Annotated in this window: 20 protein-coding genes and 1 tRNA gene; 8 read left to right on the top strand and 13 right to left on the bottom strand. The window is 64.1% G+C overall.

The genetic code is table 11. From position 1 onward, the window contains the following. Positions 1–3 precede the first annotated feature (3 nt). The 4 genes from pheS to infC all read right to left on the bottom strand — a co-directional run bounded on the left by pheS (position 4) and on the right by infC (position 2665). Positions 4–1086 (bottom strand): phenylalanine--tRNA ligase subunit alpha, encoded by a 1083-nt coding sequence (gene pheS, locus LB518_RS06005; protein ID WP_224574415.1) that lies wholly within the window; start codon positions 1084–1086, stop codon positions 4–6. A 161-nt stretch (positions 1087–1247) separates the two neighbouring features. Beyond that, positions 1248–1628, bottom strand: a complete 381-nt coding sequence (gene rplT / locus LB518_RS06000; RefSeq protein WP_224574412.1) for a 50S ribosomal protein L20 — start codon at positions 1626–1628, stop codon at positions 1248–1250. 24 nt (positions 1629–1652) lie between these two features. Then, positions 1653–1847, bottom strand: coding sequence for a 50S ribosomal protein L35 (gene rpmI, locus LB518_RS05995; protein WP_073053992.1), 195 nt, complete (start codon positions 1845–1847; stop codon positions 1653–1655). 278 nt (positions 1848–2125) lie between these two features. Beyond that, positions 2126–2665 carry a translation initiation factor IF-3 gene (infC, locus tag LB518_RS05990; RefSeq protein WP_224575674.1) on the bottom strand — a complete coding sequence of 180 codons (540 nt, stop codon included), beginning with the start codon at positions 2663–2665 and terminating at the stop codon, positions 2126–2128. 236 nt (positions 2666–2901) lie between these two features. Between infC and LB518_RS05985 the strand changes: the two genes are divergently transcribed. The 3 genes from LB518_RS05985 to LB518_RS05975 are packed head-to-tail and all read left to right on the top strand — an operon-like array spanning position 2902 to position 5075. Next, the gene (locus tag LB518_RS05985) at positions 2902–3669 is read left to right on the top strand and encodes an alpha/beta hydrolase (RefSeq protein ID WP_224574410.1); all 768 of its coding nucleotides are present in this window, start codon (positions 2902–2904) and stop codon (positions 3667–3669) included. A gap of 42 nt (positions 3670–3711) precedes the next feature. Further along, positions 3712–4317, top strand: coding sequence for a sulfite oxidase-like oxidoreductase (locus tag LB518_RS05980; protein WP_224574408.1), 606 nt, complete (start codon positions 3712–3714; stop codon positions 4315–4317). Between the two features lie 8 nt (positions 4318–4325). After that, positions 4326–5075: a ferredoxin reductase gene (locus tag LB518_RS05975; RefSeq protein ID WP_224574405.1), complete on the top strand. Its 750-nt coding sequence runs from the start codon at positions 4326–4328 to the stop codon at positions 5073–5075. Positions 5076–5081: 6 nt separating this feature from the next. Here the strand turns inward: LB518_RS05975 and LB518_RS05970 are convergent, their stop codons facing one another. From LB518_RS05970 to LB518_RS05960, 3 genes are all read right to left on the bottom strand, one after another. Further along, complete coding sequence (locus LB518_RS05970) at positions 5082–5963, bottom strand: SDR family oxidoreductase (protein WP_224574403.1); 882 nt, start codon at positions 5961–5963, stop codon at positions 5082–5084. Positions 5964–6013: 50 nt separating this feature from the next. Beyond that, the gene (locus LB518_RS05965; RefSeq protein ID WP_224574401.1) at positions 6014–6916 is read right to left on the bottom strand and encodes a bifunctional helix-turn-helix domain-containing protein/methylated-DNA--[protein]-cysteine S-methyltransferase; all 903 of its coding nucleotides are present in this window, start codon (positions 6914–6916) and stop codon (positions 6014–6016) included. Between the two features lie 109 nt (positions 6917–7025). Beyond that, entirely contained in the window at positions 7026–7517 is a 492-nt protein-coding gene (locus tag LB518_RS05960) for a DUF2244 domain-containing protein (RefSeq protein WP_224574399.1), read from the bottom strand. Positions 7518–7539: 22 nt separating this feature from the next. Between LB518_RS05960 and nth the strand changes: the two genes are divergently transcribed. Beyond that, on the top strand, positions 7540–8247 hold the full coding sequence (gene nth / locus LB518_RS05955; protein WP_502845793.1) for an endonuclease III: 708 nt from the start codon (positions 7540–7542) through the stop codon (positions 8245–8247). A 4-nt stretch (positions 8248–8251) separates the two neighbouring features. Here nth and LB518_RS05950 read toward each other — a convergent pair whose 3' ends face one another. The 6 genes from LB518_RS05950 to LB518_RS05925 all read right to left on the bottom strand — a co-directional run bounded on the left by LB518_RS05950 (position 8252) and on the right by LB518_RS05925 (position 13423). Beyond that, positions 8252–8566: a nucleoside triphosphate pyrophosphohydrolase family protein gene (locus LB518_RS05950; protein ID WP_224574393.1), complete on the bottom strand. Its 315-nt coding sequence runs from the start codon at positions 8564–8566 to the stop codon at positions 8252–8254. Between the two features lie 122 nt (positions 8567–8688). Beyond that, positions 8689–9750 carry a quaternary amine ABC transporter ATP-binding protein gene (locus LB518_RS05945; RefSeq protein WP_224574391.1) on the bottom strand — a complete coding sequence of 354 codons (1062 nt, stop codon included), beginning with the start codon at positions 9748–9750 and terminating at the stop codon, positions 8689–8691. Beyond that, a complete protein-coding gene (locus LB518_RS05940; protein ID WP_224574389.1) occupies positions 9747–10619 on the bottom strand; it encodes an ABC transporter permease in 873 nt (290 codons plus the stop codon). Before LB518_RS05940 ends, LB518_RS05945 begins: the two co-directional genes overlap by 4 nt. Positions 10620–10814: 195 nt before the next feature. Next, a complete protein-coding gene (locus tag LB518_RS05935) occupies positions 10815–11834 on the bottom strand; it encodes a glycine betaine ABC transporter substrate-binding protein (RefSeq protein WP_224574386.1) in 1020 nt (339 codons plus the stop codon). A gap of 453 nt (positions 11835–12287) precedes the next feature. Further along, entirely contained in the window at positions 12288–12734 is a 447-nt protein-coding gene (locus tag LB518_RS05930; protein ID WP_224574384.1) for a DUF2214 family protein, read from the bottom strand. An 11-nt stretch (positions 12735–12745) separates the two neighbouring features. Next, positions 12746–13423 carry a sulfate transporter family protein gene (locus LB518_RS05925; RefSeq protein ID WP_224574382.1) on the bottom strand — a complete coding sequence of 226 codons (678 nt, stop codon included), beginning with the start codon at positions 13421–13423 and terminating at the stop codon, positions 12746–12748. 192 nt (positions 13424–13615) lie between these two features. Here LB518_RS05925 and LB518_RS05920 point away from each other — a divergent pair, with 192 nt between their 5' ends. The 4 genes from LB518_RS05920 to LB518_RS05905 form a co-directional block, all read left to right on the top strand. Further along, on the top strand, positions 13616–14620 hold the full coding sequence (locus LB518_RS05920) for an adenosine kinase (protein ID WP_224574381.1): 1005 nt from the start codon (positions 13616–13618) through the stop codon (positions 14618–14620). Between the two features lie 53 nt (positions 14621–14673). Then, positions 14674–14758: transfer RNA gene (locus tag LB518_RS05915), tRNA-Leu, on the top strand. Positions 14759–14923: 165 nt separating this feature from the next. Next, complete coding sequence (locus LB518_RS05910) at positions 14924–16129, top strand: tyrosine-type recombinase/integrase (RefSeq protein WP_224574378.1); 1206 nt, start codon at positions 14924–14926, stop codon at positions 16127–16129. Positions 16130–16246: 117 nt separating this feature from the next. Then, a partial coding sequence (locus tag LB518_RS05905) for a hypothetical protein (protein WP_224574376.1) occupies positions 16247–16899 on the top strand: 653 nt, incomplete at its 3' end.

Genomic DNA, 16899 nt, shown 5'->3' with positions numbered 1-16899 from the left:
TCCTCAGGCGCTGAGACCGCCGACCAAGGTCGGGATGTCGAGGGGGCGGAAGCCGTAATGGCTGAGCCAGCGGATATCGGCGTCGAAGAAGGCGCGGAGGTCCGGCATGCCATATTTCAGCATGGCGATGCGGTCGATGCCCATGCCGAAGGCAAAGCCCTGATAGACGTCCGGATCGAGACCGGCGAAGCGGATGACGTTCGGATGAACCATCCCGCAGCCGAGAATCTCCAGCCAGTCGTCTCCCTCGCCGATGCGCACTTCATTGCCGACGCGACGGCAGCGGATATCCACCTCCATCGACGGCTCGGTGAAGGGGAAGAAGGACGGGCGCAGGCGCATCTCGACCTTGTCGACCTCGAAGTAGGCGCGGCAGAAGGCCTCCAGCAGCCACTTCAGGTGACCGATATGGCTGGTGCGATCGATGACGAGGCCTTCGACCTGGTGGAACATCGGCGTGTGGGTCTGGTCGCTATCCATGCGATAGGTGCGACCGGGCGCAATGATGCGGATCGGCGGCGCCTGGCGCTCCATTGTCCGCATCTGCACCGGCGAGGTATGGGTGCGCAGCAGCAGCCGCTCGCCATTCTCGTCCGGATTGAAGAAGAACGTGTCGTGCATTTCCCGCGCCGGATGGCCGACCGGGAAGTTCAGCGCCGTGAAATTGTAATGATCGGTTTCGACATCCGGCCCTTCCGCGACGGCGAAGCCGAGATCGCCGAAGATGGCGGTGATTTCGTCGATCACCTGGCTGACCGGATGAATGCGGCCGCTTTCGAGACCGCCGGCGCGCACCGGCAGCGTGATGTCGACCGCCTCAGCCTTCAGCCGCAGGGCGATGCCCTCGGCCTTCAGGATTTCCTTGCGGGCGGCGAGCGCTTCGGCGATCCGGTCGCGGAGGCCGTTCAGCGCAGGGCCGGCGGTCTTGCGCTCCTCGGGCGACATCGAGCCGAGGCATTTCAGCTGCTCGGAGACGGAGCCCTTCTTGCCGAGCGCAGCAATACGGACCGCTTCGAGCGCTCCCTCATCCGAGGCCGCAGCAATTGCATCGCGGAGTTCGGCTTCGAGCGCGTCGAGATCGGCCATATCATTCCTCGCCGAGGCAGCGGCCATGCCGCGCCGCGTCAACCACTGAAGAGGCGCCAGGCCGCACGCATGAGGCGCGCCAGCCTGGCCTTGTCAGGAAATCTGTTGGGTCCGGCGGGGCTTATGGCCCTACCGGAATCCTCCGCGCGATCCAGGCCGGATCAGGCCGCCTTGGCGACGTCGGCCAGAGCACCTTCGGCCTTCTCGACCAGCGCCTTGAAGGCAGCCGGCTCGCTGATCGCGAGTTCGGCCAGGACCTTGCGGTCCACTTCGATGCCGGACTTGGAGAGACCGTCGATGAAGCGGCTATAGGTCAGCCCTTCGGTCACTTCACGCACGGCGGCGTTGATGCGCTGGATCCACAGGCCGCGGAAGCTGCGCTTCTTGGCCTTGCGATCGCGGAACGCATACTGCGCCGCCTTGTCGACGGCTGCCTTGGCCGTACGGATGGTGTTCTTGCGGCGGCCGTAAAAGCCTTTGGCCCGCTTCAGAACCTTCTTGTGCTTGGCATGGGCGGTTACGCCCCGCTTCACTCGCGACATGGTATTATCTCCGGTTCAGGGGGCTCAGCCGTTCAGGAACTGCTTGACGATCTTCGCATCGGCATCCGAGAGCGTGGTGGTGCCACGCGCATTGCGGATAAACTTGGCCGTGCGCTTGATCATCCCGTGCCGCTTGCCAGCCTGGGCCGTCTTCACCTTGCCAGTCGCCGTGAGCTTGAAGCGCTTCTTCGCTCCGCTCTTGGTCTTCAACTTGGGCATTTTCACATCCTTGGATCTGCGCCGACGTGAACGGCCGCCGCGCCGCGAATCTCACGATTCACGGAGGACGGTCCGCTTCGGCATGGAAGCATTCGTGAACCGCCGCGGCATGCCCTGAGAAACATCCCCATATGGGGAGCCCCTCGCGCCGGGCGGCTCGGAAACGGCGCGGTTATAGCGGCGATGCTTCGCCAGTACAAGCGCCAAGTAACGCCCATGCGCCATCTCCGCGCATCATGGCGGCGATGGAAAACGGGCGAATGGGAAAGGGTACCCGCTCAGCGAGGAGCGAGCACCATGATCATCTGGCGACCTTCGAGCTTCGGCTCGGCCTCGACCTTCGAGATCTCGGCGGTCTCGTCGCGCACGCGCTCGAGCAGCTTCATGCCGAGATGCTGGTGCGCCATCTCGCGGCCGCGGAAGCGCAGCGTCAGCTTGACCTTGTCGCCCTCCTCGAAGAAACGCTTGATGGCCTTCATCTTGACCTCGTAATCGTGGTCATCGATGGCAGGGCGCATCTTGATTTCTTTGACTTCGACGATCTTCTGCTTCTTGCGGGCCTCGTTGGCCTTCTTCTGCGTCTGATATTTGAAGCGGCCAAAATCCAGGATCTTGCAGACCGGCGGCTCGGAATTCGGCGCGATCTCGACGAGATCGAGGCCGGCCTCTGAGGCCATGGCAAGGGCTTCATCAAGCGGAGTCGGGCCGATGTTCTGGCCGTCCTGATCGATCAGCTGGACCTCGCGGATACCGCGGATCTCGCGGTTGATACGCGGGCCATCCTTGGAAGGAAGTGGCGCTTTGAAGGGGCGGCGAATGGGGGCAGTCTCCTCTAACTATTGCAGGCAATCGGGGCGAAGGGAAAAACGACAGCGACCGACGCGACTGCTTCCGGCAGGACTGCTCGGAAACCGTGCTCGGCCTATCGGGTCCTCCGACCCCTGACTTAGGGATGAAAATCGGCCAACAGACCCGGAAAGTCAACCTGAACTGGACCGACCGGGGGCGTTTCCCTAGATAGGAAGCGGCCGGAAGGCGATCAAGGAGCGGACGAATGACCCTCGCGCGGACGGAGATCACGGTCGGTAACGGCGACGCCGCGCGGACAATCGCGGTTCTCGAACGATCGGGAAAGGCTCCGGGCGTCCTGTTTCTCGGCGGCTTCATGTCGGACATGCGGGGCACCAAGGCCGAAGCGCTCGACGCCTTCGCGGCTGAAACCGGACGGGCGATCACCCGATTCGACTATTCCGGCCATGGCGAATCGAGCGGCGCATTTGCCGACGGCACCATCTCGCGCTGGCTGGAAGAGGCCGCGGCGGTGCTCGACCGGGCCGCCGGAGCGCCGCTGGTCGTGGTCGGCTCGTCGATGGGCGGCTGGATCGCCTTGTTGCTGGCGCTCGCCGAGGCGCGGAGCGGCCGGACGCGCATCGCCGGCCTGGTGCTGCTGGCGCCGGCCATCGACATGACGCACAGCCTGATCCTGCCGCATATGAGCGCCGAGGCGCGGGCCGAAATGGAGACGACCGGCGCCTGGCGGCTGCCAAGCGCCTATTCCGGCACGCCCTATGTCATCACGAAAGCGCTGATCGAGGATGGCGCCCGCCATCTTCTCGGCGAGAAGCCGATTGCCATCCGCGCACCGGTCCATATCATCCAGGGCGTGCTCGACGAGGAGGTGCCGTGGGGGCATGCCGTCGACCTCGTCTCACATCTTGCCGAGGACGATGTCGTCCTGACCCTCGTCAAGGACGCCGGCCACCGCCTGTCGCGGCCGGAAGACCTTGCCAAGATCATCTCGGCCGTCGCGGCGATCGCTTGATCCGCGGCCATATTCCAAATTCACGACAGCAGGAGCACGCGCATGGCGACCAGAGGCTTCTTCGGCAAGCGTCCAAGCGAAGGCGAAAGTGACCGCCTGCCGCCCGGACAATATCTGACAGAGGATTTCCCGGTGCTTTCGGCCGGGCCGACGCCGCGCGTCGACATGGAGAAATGGAGCTTCACGCTGAAGGACGGCGTCAGGCCGGTCGCGCGCTGGAGCTGGGACGAATTCACCAAGCTGCCGCATGTCAAGCTGACGCGCGACATCCACTGCGTGACGAAATGGTCGAAATTCAACACCGCCTGGTCGGGCGTGATGATCGACGACATCCTGGCGGAAGCCGGAATCGCCCCGCCGACGGCATTCACGCTGGCGCATTCCTTCGACGGCTACACGACGAATGTGCCGACCGCCGATCTCGTGGACGGCAAGGCGATGATCGCGACAGCCTATGAAGGCAAGCCGATCACGCCGGATCATGGCGGGCCGGCGCGGCTGCTGGTGCCGCATCTCTATTTCTGGAAATCGGCAAAATGGGTGAACGGCCTCCAGTTCACCAAGCGTGACGAGGGCGGCTTCTGGGAACTGCGCGGCTATAACATGTATGGCGACCCGTGGCGCGAGCAGCGGTTCACCGGCGATTGAGCGCGCCGATGGATGGTTCCGCACAGCCGAAACGGCTTCTCTGGCAGGAAGCGGTGATCGAGGCTGTGCATGTCGAGACGCCGACCGTGAAGAGCTTCCGCCTGCGGCCGGACATCTGGACCGGCTTCACGGCGGGCCAGCATGTCGACATCCGCCTGACCGCGCCTGATGGCTACCAGGCGCAACGTTCCTATTCGATCGGCTCGGCGCCGAATACGAGCGGCACCATCGAGCTCGCCATCGAGGCACTGCCGGATGGCGAGGTCTCGCCCTTCTTCCATGACGTGGCCGATGTTGGCGACCGGATCGAATTGCGCGGTCCGATCGGCGGTCATTTCATCTGGGACCAGCCGCTTGGCGGGCCGATCCTACTCGTTGCCGGCGGGTCCGGCCTCGTACCGCTGATGTCGATCCTGCGCCATCGTGCAGCGGTCGCGCCCGATATTCCGGCTGTGCTGGTGGTTTCGGCAAGGCGCTATGACGATCTCATCTGGCGCGAGGAGCTTCTCCGCCGCGCCGACGAGGACGCGAACCTCAAGGTGATCGTGACGCTGACCCGCGAGCAGGCAAGGCCCGGGCTCCGTTTCGGACGTATCGATATGAAGCTGATGGACGATGCTCTTGCCGGCGGCCGCCCTGCCCTCACCTATATCTGCGGCTCGACACCCTTCGTCGAGGCGGCGGCTGATCTGGTGCTCGCCGCGGGCGTCCCGTTCGAGACCGTGCGTACGGAGCGCTATGGCGGCGCCAAGGGCTGACGCAGCTCAGCCGCGCCAGGTCCCGCTCGTCCAGAGCGCGGCCAGCGCATCGCGATAGGTCGGATAGGCCAGCGTGATGCCGAGATCGTGCGAAAGCCGCGCATTCGAGACACGCTTGTTCTCGCCATAGAAGGAGCGTGCCATCGGCGAGAGCGATGCGCTCTCGAAGGGAATGTCCGGCAGCGGCGGATAGCCGGCGAGTTCCGCGGCATAGGCAACGACATCCTGCGGCGGTGCCGGCTCGTTGTCGGTCACGTTGAAGACGCCGCTCGCCCGCTGTTCGGCGGCCGCCGCGACAATGGCGGCGATATCCTCGACATGAATGCGGTTGAAGACCTGACCGGGTTTGACCAGCCGCCGCGCTGACCCGTCAGCGAGATTGACGAAGGTATTGCGGCCGGGGCCATAGATGCCGGCGAGGCGCAAAAGCGCAACGGGCACACCGATCTCGGCGCCCAGCGCTTGCCAGGCCGCTTCCGCCGCAACGCGGTTGCGCGACCGCTCGGAGACAGCGCGGGGCGGCGTCGCCTCGTCGACCCAGCCGCCGCCGTGATCGCCATAGACGCCGACGGTGGATAGGTAGCCGATCCAGCGAAGCGCCCGAGACAGGCGAAGATCGGGCTCAAAGATCCTGAGCGCCGGATCGCCAGCGGCATCGGGCGCGATCGACTGCACGAGGTGGGTGGCTCGTCCGAGTGCCGCCCGAACTTCGTCCGTGGCGTGCACACCGTCGAAAACCATTGCGTCGATGCACTCGGCCCTCAAGGAGGAGGCCTTCTCGGCCGAGCGCACGGTGCCGGTAATCGATCCGTAGCGGCCTGCGGCACGCCGCGCGAAGGCGAGCGCCGAATAGCCGATGCCGAAAATGAAGAGATGGTTGTCCTGCATGAGGTCTCCAGACGAAGCGCCCGGAGACTATGCCGTCTGCCGACGCCGCATCAACCCTCGGAGGGCTGCTGCACGACGCCGGCTTCCCAACCGAGGATGGCGCGCTTGCGCGTCAGGCCCCAATGGTAACCCGTAAGTGCGCCGGATTTGCCGAGAATGCGGTGGCATGGCACGACGAAGGAGATGGGGTTTCGCCCGACCGCCGCGCCGACGGCGCGCGCTGCCTTGGGGTTGTTCTTCACCTTCTCGGCGATCTGCGAATATGTCGCCGCATGGCCAAGCGGCACCGACAGCAGCGTTTCCCACACGCGCACTTCGAAATCCGAGCCGATGAAGACGAGGCGAAGCGGCGTATCCGGCTTCCAGCGCGAGGGCTCGAAGACGCGCGCCGCATAGGGCGCCGTCGCCTCCCAGTCCTCTTCATAGGTGGCGCAGGGGAAGCGGCGCTGCATGTCGGCAAGCGCCGCCTTCTCCTCGCCCGGATCGGCGAAGGCGAGACCGGCAAGGCCGCGATCGGTGATCATCAGCAGCGCATAGCCGAAGGGCGATCCGTGAAAGCCCCATTTCATGGCGACGCCCTCGCCGCGCGCCTTGTAGGCGCCCGGGCTCATCGCCTCATGCGTCACGAAGAGATCATGCAGGCGGCCCGGCCCGGAGAGGCCGACCTCGTAGCTCGTATCGAGCACCGAGGCGTCGCTATCGAGCAGCATGCGGGCATGATCGAGCGTGTGGGCCTGGATGAAGGCCTTCGGCGAGAGGCCGCACCAGCGCGTGAACAGCTTCTGCAGCGCCAGCGGATTCATGCCGACATGGGCAGCGAGGCGCTCGAGTGAAGGCTGTTCGCGCCAATGCTCTGTCAGGAACTCGATCGCGCGGCGGATGATCTCGTAATCCTGATGCGGCGCCGGCGGGACAGGGTCGGCCTTGGCGAGGGCGGATGCGATGTTGAACATGGCGTCAGGTTCCGGAATGCCTTGGGCTATGTTGCCAACTTAGGATCGCGCCGACACCGGCGACACCCGATTCTTGCCGCTTCGCCCGGCAGCCCGCGCGTCCCGCGACTCAGCTGCCGCGCACGCGCGCCAACGCCTCCTGAAAGGCGGTGGCGAAGCCCTCGCGATCATCTGGGTTGAGAAAATTGCCAATGGCGAGGCGGCGGCCATGCGAGGCCAGCATCATGCGCGTGATACCCCAGTCCGGCACGCGCTCCACTTCGAAGCGCGCCCAATAGGGATTGAAATCGAACACTTCGGTCTTGCCGCTTGCGGCAACGCGGCGGATCTCGATGCGATCGCGCGTCACCTCGACGAATTCGCGCGCCCGTGCGGAACGGTAGTTAAGGCGGAAGGCGAACTGGATCGCCAGGATATCGAGGCCGAAGAACCCGGCGATCGGCCAGGCGCCGAGCGACCAGAACAGCAAGCCGCTGGCAAAGCACGTGCCGGCCACGAACATCAGAAGCAGCGCGAAGCCGCGCGGCGACAGCGAGCGATAAGGCTTCAGCTCGGCCTCGAACACGATTTCCGCGGGATGATCGGAGTTGCGGTCGCTCATGGCGGATCAGTATAGATCAGTCATGCCGGATTCCCAGCCTCCCGCGCCACCTGCCCGCCCGCGCCCCGCGATCCGCCCGCGCCGGATGCGGCCATTCACCCGCGCCGAGGTCGAGACCTTCTTCGCCCGCTTCGCAGCGCGCGAACCCGAGCCGAAGGGCGAGCTTCTCTACGTCAATCCGTTCACCCTGCTCGTCGCCGTCGTGCTCTCCGCGCAGGCGACGGATGCCGGCGTCAACAAGGCGACGCGCGCGCTTTTCGCCGCCGCCGATACGCCTGAAAAGATGGTCGCGCTTGGCGAAGACCGCGTTCGCGAGATGATCAAGACGATCGGCCTCTTTCGCATGAAGGCGAAGAACGTCGTCGCCCTGTCCGAATTGCTCATCGCCCGGCATGGCGGAACCGTGCCCGCCGACCGCGCGGCGCTGGAGGCTCTGCCCGGCGTTGGACGCAAGACGGCGAATGTCGTCCTCAACATCGCTTTTGGCGAACCGACCATCGCCGTCGACACGCATATCTTCCGCGTCGGCAACCGCACGGGCCTCGCGCCCGGCAAGGATGTTGTCGCCGTCGAAACGGAGCTGGAGCGCGTCGTGCCGGCCAAATACCGCCTGCATGCACATCACTGGCTGATCCTGCACGGGCGCTATGTCTGCAAGGCACGCAAGCCTGATTGCCCGGTCTGCATCGTTGCCGATCTCTGCCGCTTCCCGGACAAGACGATCGGCTGACGCCCTAGGCGCGAAGGTCATCCGGGCGGAAGCGCCATTTGCGCTCGATCGCTGCGTTGAGGTCGATGCCGCTTTGGCCTGCAAAGAGCAGGACATGGCCGAGAAGATCCGCCGTCTCGTCGGCGAGCGCCAGGCGAAGCTCATCCTCCGAACGGCCGTGCGGGCGGCTGCGCCCTTCGAACTTGTTCCAGGCCTGGGTCAGCTCGCCCATTTCCTCGACCAGCTTCAGGACGAACCAGTCCGGATCGCGGTCGATGGCATAGGTCTCGGCATAGGCCGAGGATGCCCGCTCGAAGGCAGCCTGAAGGGTCGCGATCATGGACGTCTCCGCATCGTTCTCGATACGTTCCGCGATTCGATCCCCGGCGGTCAAGGGTCGCCTTGCTATCATCGCCGCCGTCTGCGGCGCCCGAACATGGATCCGGACGCCGCCATCGGGCATCAGGCTGCGAGCGGCGGCGGCGTGTGTTTGGCCAGCGCCATGATCACCTGACGCGCGGTGACGCGGCCGACCTGCTGGCCGTCGGCGTCGAGCACGCCGACCCATTTGTGATCGGCAAAGAGCGGCAGCACATCCTCGCAGCGCGCATCGATCGAGACCGCCTGCTCACAGGGCTCCGTCACGCCGCGCTCCATGATCGAGCGGACATGGATGGCCCGCGCCTTGTTCACATCGCGCACGAATTCCTCGATGTGCTCGTTGGCCGGCTTCAGAACGATATCCTCGGGTTTGCCGACCTGCTGCAGAGACCCATCCTTCAAAACGGCGATGCGATTGCCGATTTTCAGCGCCTCGTCGAAATCATGCGTGATGAACAGAATCGTCTTGTTCAAATCCTTCTGCAGCTGGATCAGCTGGTCCTGCATGCCCGAGCGGATCAGCGGATCGAGCGCCGAGAACGCCTCGTCCATCAGAATGATATCGGTGTCCATGGCGAGCGCGCGTGCGAGCCCCACCCGCTGCTGCTGGCCGCCCGAAAGCTGGCGCGTGCGGGAATGTTCATAGCCCGCAAGGCCGACGATCTCGATCCATTTGGCCGCCTCGTCCAGACGCTGCTTCTTCGCGACGCCTCGGACTTCGAGGCCGTAGGCGACGTTGTCCAGCACGGTCCGGTGGGGCAGCAGGCCAAACTTCTGGAACACCATCGCGATCTCGGTCCGGCGGAACGTGCGAAGTTCCGGCTGCGTCATCTTCAGCACATCGATGCCGTTGACGACGATCTCGCCGCCCGTCGGATCGATCAGCCTGTTCACATGGCGGATCAGCGTCGATTTGCCGGAACCGGACAGTCCCATCACGACGAAGATCTGCCCCTTCTCGATGTCGAGCGACACGTCGTCGAGGCCGACGACATGGCCGGTCTCGGCTTGGACTTCGGTCTTCGACATGCCCTTGCGCAGCAGCGCCAGCGCTTCCTCCGGCGTGTTGCCGAAGATCTTGGTGACGCCGCGCATACTGATCGCCAGATCGTTATCGGCGTCCATGTTCTGTGTCTCGCTCATGTGCGTCCCTCCGAAAGTCCGATCCGCGTCTGAAGCTGCTTGCCGAAAGACTGGGTGATGCGATCGAAGATGATCGCGAGGGCGACAATGCCGAGGCCTGCGAACAGTCCCCGCGAGACTTCGAGCCGCCCGATGCCCTGCAGCACCTGATAGCCGAGGCCACCGGCCCCGATCATCGAGGCGATCACGACCATGGCCAGCGCCATCATCGTCGTCTGGTTGATGCCGGCGAGGATCGTCGGCAAAGCGAGCGGAATCTGGACGCCGAGGAGACGCTGGCCGGGGCTCGATCCGAAGGCGCGGCTGGCTTCCATGACCGCGGGATCGACGCTTCTGAGGCCGAGATCGGTCAGGCGCACCAGCGGCGGCGCCGCATAGACGATCGTCGCGATCAGAGCGGGAATCTTTCCCGGGCCGAAGATCATGACGGTCGGAATTAGATAGACGAAGCTCGGCATGGTCTGCATCAGATCGAGCAGCGGCGTTGCGATCTGGCGGACGGCGCGCGAGCGCGACATCCATACCCCGACCGGGATCGAGATGACGATCGCCGTCAGCGTCGCGGCGATCATCAGCGCCATCGTCGTCATCGCGTCCTGCCACAGATTCATGACGCCGAGAAACAGCATGGAGAGGACGACGAACAGCGGCAGCTGCCATCGCCGCGTGGCGAGCCATGCGATGCCCGCGAGAATGGCCGCGATCAGCCACCAGGGCGTCCCGATCAGCAGCTTCTCAAGCGCGTTGAGCAGGATGGCGAGGGGCGACGCGGCGGCCTCCAGCGCGCCGGACCAATGACCGACGACCCAGTTGAGGCCGTCGTCGACCGCGCGCCGCAGCGGTCTGGTATCGATGATTTCAGGAAACATTGTTGAGCTCCAACCGGCCTTGTCCGAAGACGGCCGCGTTTTGGAGGCCGCGCCGAACCCCGGACCAGGACGGCCCCCAGGTTCGCGCTGCCGGATCGAAGAAGGTCGGCAAGACCAGGCTTCAGGTGGGCGCAGAACGAGAACGTGGCCGGAGAGGCTCCGGCCACGTCGATCGAAACACGGTCCAGCGGACGCCTAGAGCGCGGCCTTTACCTTTTCGGCAACATCGGCCGGGACCCACTTGGTCCACACGTCGGTCTTCGTCTTGAGGAAGTTCTCGGCGGTCGCCGCGGCATCAGCCTTGTTCTCGTCGCCATAGACGAGAATGTCGCTGATCTCCTTGTTCGAAAGCCCGACCTTCGAGAAGTAATCGGCAATGACGGGTGCATCCGTCTTGATCCAGGCAGCAGCACCGACGATGGCCGGCGAGGACGGATAAGCCGTCACGCCCTTCGGCTTGTCGCAATCCGGATCGGTGTTGCAGACATAGACATCCGGCTTGGTCGGGCCGAGGTCGAGCTGGACAGCATCATACTTGCCGAGGATCGCGGTCGGACCCCAGTAATAGAACAGGATCGGCTGCTTGCGCAGGAAGGCACGGGCGATCGACGCATCGAGGGCGCCGCCGGAGCCAGGCGAAAACAGGTTCCAGGTCTTTTTCATGTCGAAGGCCGTGAACAGGGCCGATGTCGACAGCTCGCACGCCCATCCCGGCGGGCAGGAATAGAGCCGTCCCTTGCTGGAATCCTCGGGATCAGGAAACAGTTCCGGATGCGCGATCACATCCTTCGCCGTGACGAGCTCGGGATTGGCTTCCTGCGTGTAGCGCGGAATGAACCAGCCCTCGATCGTGCCGTCGGTGATGGCGTCGGCCAGCTTGACGACCTTCCCGTCCTTGATGCCATTGGCCCATGGCTCCTCGATCGCGCTCGTCCAGAGCTCCGGCGCAATCGCCGGCGTGCCGCGCGACAGCATCGATGATGAGGTCGGCACCGTATCACCCGTCACCAGCCCGACGGAGCAGCCATAGCCCTTTTCCAGGATGACGGCGTGGATATGCGCCAACGCGGCCGCAGACGGCCAGGTCATCTCGGCAATATCAATCTTTCGGTCAGTTCCGCAGGTCGTTTCCTGTGCTTGAACGGGATGGCTGAGCAGGGCTCCAAGCGAAAACGCGAGCACTGCCGCCACGGCGCCTTTCGAGCAGAATGTCATCGGATAGAATCTCCTTCATCATTTACAATACAATTTGGCCACATATCGAATGTGGCTGCCCGAGTCAACCAATTGATCAATAATTTTCTCTCTTCATAATCAATACATCAGGTCTCAAAGATGAAATATCCGTTCTATTATTGAAATTTGACTATGACTATTGCCACGACCAAGCTTGATATTCCTTTCAAGTAGCCACGAATTACGTTATTTTTTGGAGACATGTCTTTGCACGATCCAGCGCATCGCCCAACGTATTGCCGACCGCGCGAGCGGCTGCGTGAACGGCGGGACCGATCAGTCGCGGGTTGGGCGGATGAACAGGAGGGGCGAGGAGAGCGCTCGGCGAGCGCGTCGACGCAGACTCAGCCGCGAAAAGGGAGCGAGTGAAGGCGCCGCCGACGCTTCAGAACAAGGGAACGCGAGAGGTGCCTGAGGCCGGATCGCGGCCGCTCAATAGCCGCGCGCCATCGCCGCTGCGAAGATCGGGATCAGCAGGAACACGGCCGCTTCGATATGCAGATAGCGGCGCGCGCCGGAAACCTCCTTGGCGGACGGCAGCCAGCCCGGCTCGCCCTCGGCCCGCTTGCGCCAGCGGATCATCTGCCGCGTCGGCGGGATCGACAGCAGGCCGACTACGGCAAACGCCGCCATCTTCGCCCAGAAGGAGTGGCTGGACATGTAGTATTCGTAGCCCTTGAGGCCGAAGAACACCCTGAGGACGCCGACCACCAGCACCGCGCCGGCGACGGCGCCATAGACCATGTCGAGCTTGCCGACACGCCGGAGGCCCGGCAGATCGAGGTCTCGCTTCAGCCAGACGAGTTCGACCGCGAGAATCGCGAACAGGCTGAACACCAGCAGGTGATGCAGAATGGCGAGAACGAGATCGACCAGCATGGCGTTGAACCTCAGTCCGCGACAGGAACGCTGCCGGCGACGCGCTTGTAGAGATGCGTCATGAAGGCCATCGCGAAGAGCGGCGTCAAGAGATTGACGATCGGAATGGCGAGGAACAGCGCGATGACGAACCCGCCGACCAGCACCAGCCCGGCATTCTCCCGCCGCAGAGACCGCGCGCGTTCGACGCCGCCGTGACGCGCCGCGGCCGCCTCGAAGAATTCGCGGCCGAGCAGATAGCCGTTGCCGATGAAGAAGGCGACGAGATTGACGCCCGGCACCAGCAGCAGGACGAGGCAGACGAGATTGACGAGAATGGTCGTCGCGGTGAAGCCGAGCGTCCCCATGAGGCTAGTACCGAGCGAGAGCGGCGTGCCCGGCGGATCGAACGGGTAATGCGTTTCCTCGACCACCGCGGCGACATCGTCGGAGAAGAGCCCGGCCATCAGCGCCGAGACCGGTCCGATCAGGAAGCCGAGGCCAATGACGAAGCCGACGCCGCTCACGATGGCGACGGACGTCTCGATCCAGGGCTGGCTCGGCCAGACGGCGAAATGCAACACCAGCGCCTGCAGCCCGAGCCAGGCCAGGAGCAGCAGGAGCAGCGTCAGTCCCAGCATCTTCCAGAGCGCGGCCCGGAAGGGCGGCGTCGGCAGGTCGCTGAGGGCAAGCCAGGCGGCGCCGAGCATCGAAATCCTCCTTCCGGCACGACAGCCGGCAAAACCGAGATGGTCATCGCCACACGCCGTCGCAACGGGGCTGAATTGCCGCGATCCCGGCCGGGCGCCGTGGTTGCACGGCTTCGCGCGGATTGTATAGTCCGTCACGCATTTTACACATTCTCTGCCGGCGCGACCGGCTGCCAGCCAGGATCCTCGCCGATGACTGAAGCGCACTATCACGTTCTCGGAATGGGCAACGCGATCGTCGACATCCTGGCGCGGGCGGAGGACGATTTTCTGGTCGAGCAGAAGCTGGCCAAGGGTTCGATGCGGCTGGTCGACATGGACGAATCGCAGCGGCTCTATGCCGCCATGGGACCTGCGATCGAAGCCTCTGGCGGTTCGGCCGGCAATACGGTTGCCGGCATCGCCTCGCTGGGCGGCCGCTGCTCCTATGTCGGCAAGGTCGCCGACGACCAGCTCGGCGCCGTCTATAGCCACGACATGCGCGCGATCGGCGCCCGCTTCGACGTCGCGCCGCTCGCGGCCGGCGGCCTGCCCACCGCGCGCTCGATGATCTTCATCACGCCGGATGGCGAGCGCACGATGAACACCTATCTCGGCGCCTGCCACATGCTGGGGCCTGATGATATCGACGCCGACCTCGTCGCGGATACGGCGATCACCTATTTCGAGGGCTTCCTCTGGGATGCTCCGAGCGCCCGCGAGGCGTTCCACAAGGCTGCGGAGATCGCCCACAAGGCCGGCCGGAAGGTCTCGCTGACACTCTCGGATGCCTTTTGCGTCGACCGCTTCCGCAGTGATTTCAAACGACTGCTGCGCGACGGCACCATCGACATCCTGCTCGCCAACGACGCCGAGCTGAAGTCATTCTACCAGACGTCGAGCTTTGGTGCCGCGCTCGAGGCGCTGCGCACTGATTGCCGCATGGCGGCGGTGACCGTCGGCGCCGATGGCTCCTTCGTGGTGACGCCGGATGAAATCCAGCAGGTGCCGGCAACCCCCGTCGAGACGGTGATCGATACGACCGGCGCCGGCGATCTCTATGCGTCGGGCTTTCTCTACGGCGTCGCGCGCGGCTTCGCACTTACCGATGCGGCGGCGCTCGGCTCGCTGGTCGCCGCCGAAGTTATCACCCATATCGGCCCGCGCCCGGCCGTCTCGCTGCTCGATCTCGCCCGTCAACAGGGTTATCCCCTCTAAGCCGGCAATGACGATTGACAAGCCGCGACCGCCCCCTTAAGCATCCGCCCGTCGCCCAGATGGCGGAATTGGTAGACGCGCACGGTTCAGGTCCGTGTGACGCAAGTCGTGGAGGTTCGAGTCCTCTTCTGGGCACCATTTCCCAATACAGAGCCTGCTAAAGGGCTCCGGAAATCGGCAGAAATGCAAAGAAATCGGACCCTGCGGGGTCCGATGTCGTTTAGGGCATTCCATTGGCAGCCAGCGATTTTGGGGGTATTTCTGGGGGTACAGAACGATACCCCCAAATGAGGCGATACCCCCATGCCTCTTACCGATACGGCGATCCGTAACGCCAAGCCGACCGACAAACCCTTCAAGCTCGCCGACGGCGGCGGGCTCTTTCTACTGATAAATCCGACTGGATCGCGGCTCTGGCGCCTCAAATATCGCATTGAGGGACGAGAGAAGCTACTCGCTATCGGCCCCTATCCCGACGTGACGCTCGCCAAGGCTCGCGAGCGACGGGAAGAGGCGCGGCGCCTTATTGCGAGCGGCGCCGATCCCTCGGCGATCAAGAAGCAATCTCGGCAGGATGCGCGCGCAGCGACTGAGAACACATTCCGGGCTGTCGCCGAGGACCACCTCGCCAAGCTGGAGCGCGAAGGCTTGGCCGAAATCACGCTTGGCAAGCGTCGCTGGCTTCTAGGCTTTGCCTATCCGAAGCTCGGCGCTCGTGACGTCGCGACGATTACGGCTTCCGAGGTGCTGGAAGTGCTGCGATCCATCGAAACGACCGGACGGCATGAAACCGCTCGCCGGCTGCGATCATCCATAGGCGCGGTCTTCCGCTATGCCATCGCAACAGCGCGGGCTGAGAACGATCCGACGTTCGCCCTGCGCGACGCGCTGACGACGCCACAAGTGAGGCACCGTTCGGCGATCACAACACCGAACGAGCTTGGCCAACTACTGCGCGCGATCGACGGCTATTCAGGACAGCCGGCGACGACAGCGGCCCTCCGGCTCATGCCGCTGCTGTTTCCTCGACCCGGCGAGTTACGCGCGGCCCATTGGTCTGAGTTCGACCTCGACAACGCCATCTGGAGCATCCCAGCCGAGCGCATGAAGATGCGCCGCCCGCATCGCGTACCGCTGCAACGGCAGGCCGTCGCCATCTTGCGCGAGCTGCAAGCGCTCACTGGCGAAGACGACTTCGTGTTTCCATGCATCGGCGCGGCAAAGCGGCCGATCAGCGACAACACACTCAATGGCGCGCTGCGGCGCCTCGGCTTCGGTCCCGACGTAGCGACGGCACACGGCTTCCGAGCAACGGCGTCCACCCTGCTAAACGAATCTGGTCTCTGGAACCCCGATGCAATCGAGCGTCAACTCGCTCATGCCGACGGCGACGCCGTCCGCCGCGCCTATGCACGAAGCGAACACTGGGACGAGCGCGTGAAGATGATGACGTGGTGGGCGGACCAGCTCGATATTCTCCGGCGATTAGGGGTTCGCGCCGCAGCCTAATCAATGCAGCTGGCTGTTGATTGCGGGTATCGCGCAATCTTTCTCTGCACTTCTCTGGCCATGCTTGGATCGATGGCGCAATCGTGATCGGACTGAAACGAATCACGAGGTAAATACATGGAAGGCCTGCGTCGCTGGCAATTCGTCGACGAGCTGAACGTTTTCCAGATTGCTCTACTGCTTGCGGGACATGACCCCGCCCCGCTTGAACGGGTTGCGTATTCAGTGTTCGGCGATGAAATCATCGATGCGGCGGCGCCCTTTTTGACCTCGCTCAAGAACGCTATCAGGGCCGAACGGCTGGATACGATCGTCAGGCCGTGGAACCAGAGTGACGATGAGATCGACTGGTCGAATACGCTGGTGGATGTTGCCGAACTGAGGGTTTGGCTCGCACGGAAGGGGATGCACGACACCTTCTTCCGCGCCCCGGCATCGAGGGCAACGTCGGCGCTCGCGATCGATGACACTTCGAGCGCGTTTCATTCGCCCAAGCTCGCGGCCGCAGTCGCCGCCTGGACCGCCGTTGCGAACGACCCAACGCGGCGGCGTGGCAAGTCTGCCAAGCAGGCCATTATTGCTTGGCTGACCGAGAATGCAGGATCGTATGGGTTGACCAACCGAGACGGCAGCCCGAACAAGCTGGGAATCGAGGAAATCGCCAAGGTCGCAAACTGGCAGCCAAATGGTGGCGCGCCGAAGACGCCCTCGGTTTTGCCAGAACCTTCCCCCCTGCTCGCGCAAACCCCCGATAAGGTTCGCCCCAAACC

It is taken from the genome of Mesorhizobium sp. BR1-1-16 (assembly GCF_020165495.1).
GTDB lineage: Bacteria > Pseudomonadota > Alphaproteobacteria > Rhizobiales > Kaistiaceae > Kaistia.
This window is presented reverse-complemented; position numbering and strand designations above follow the sequence as displayed.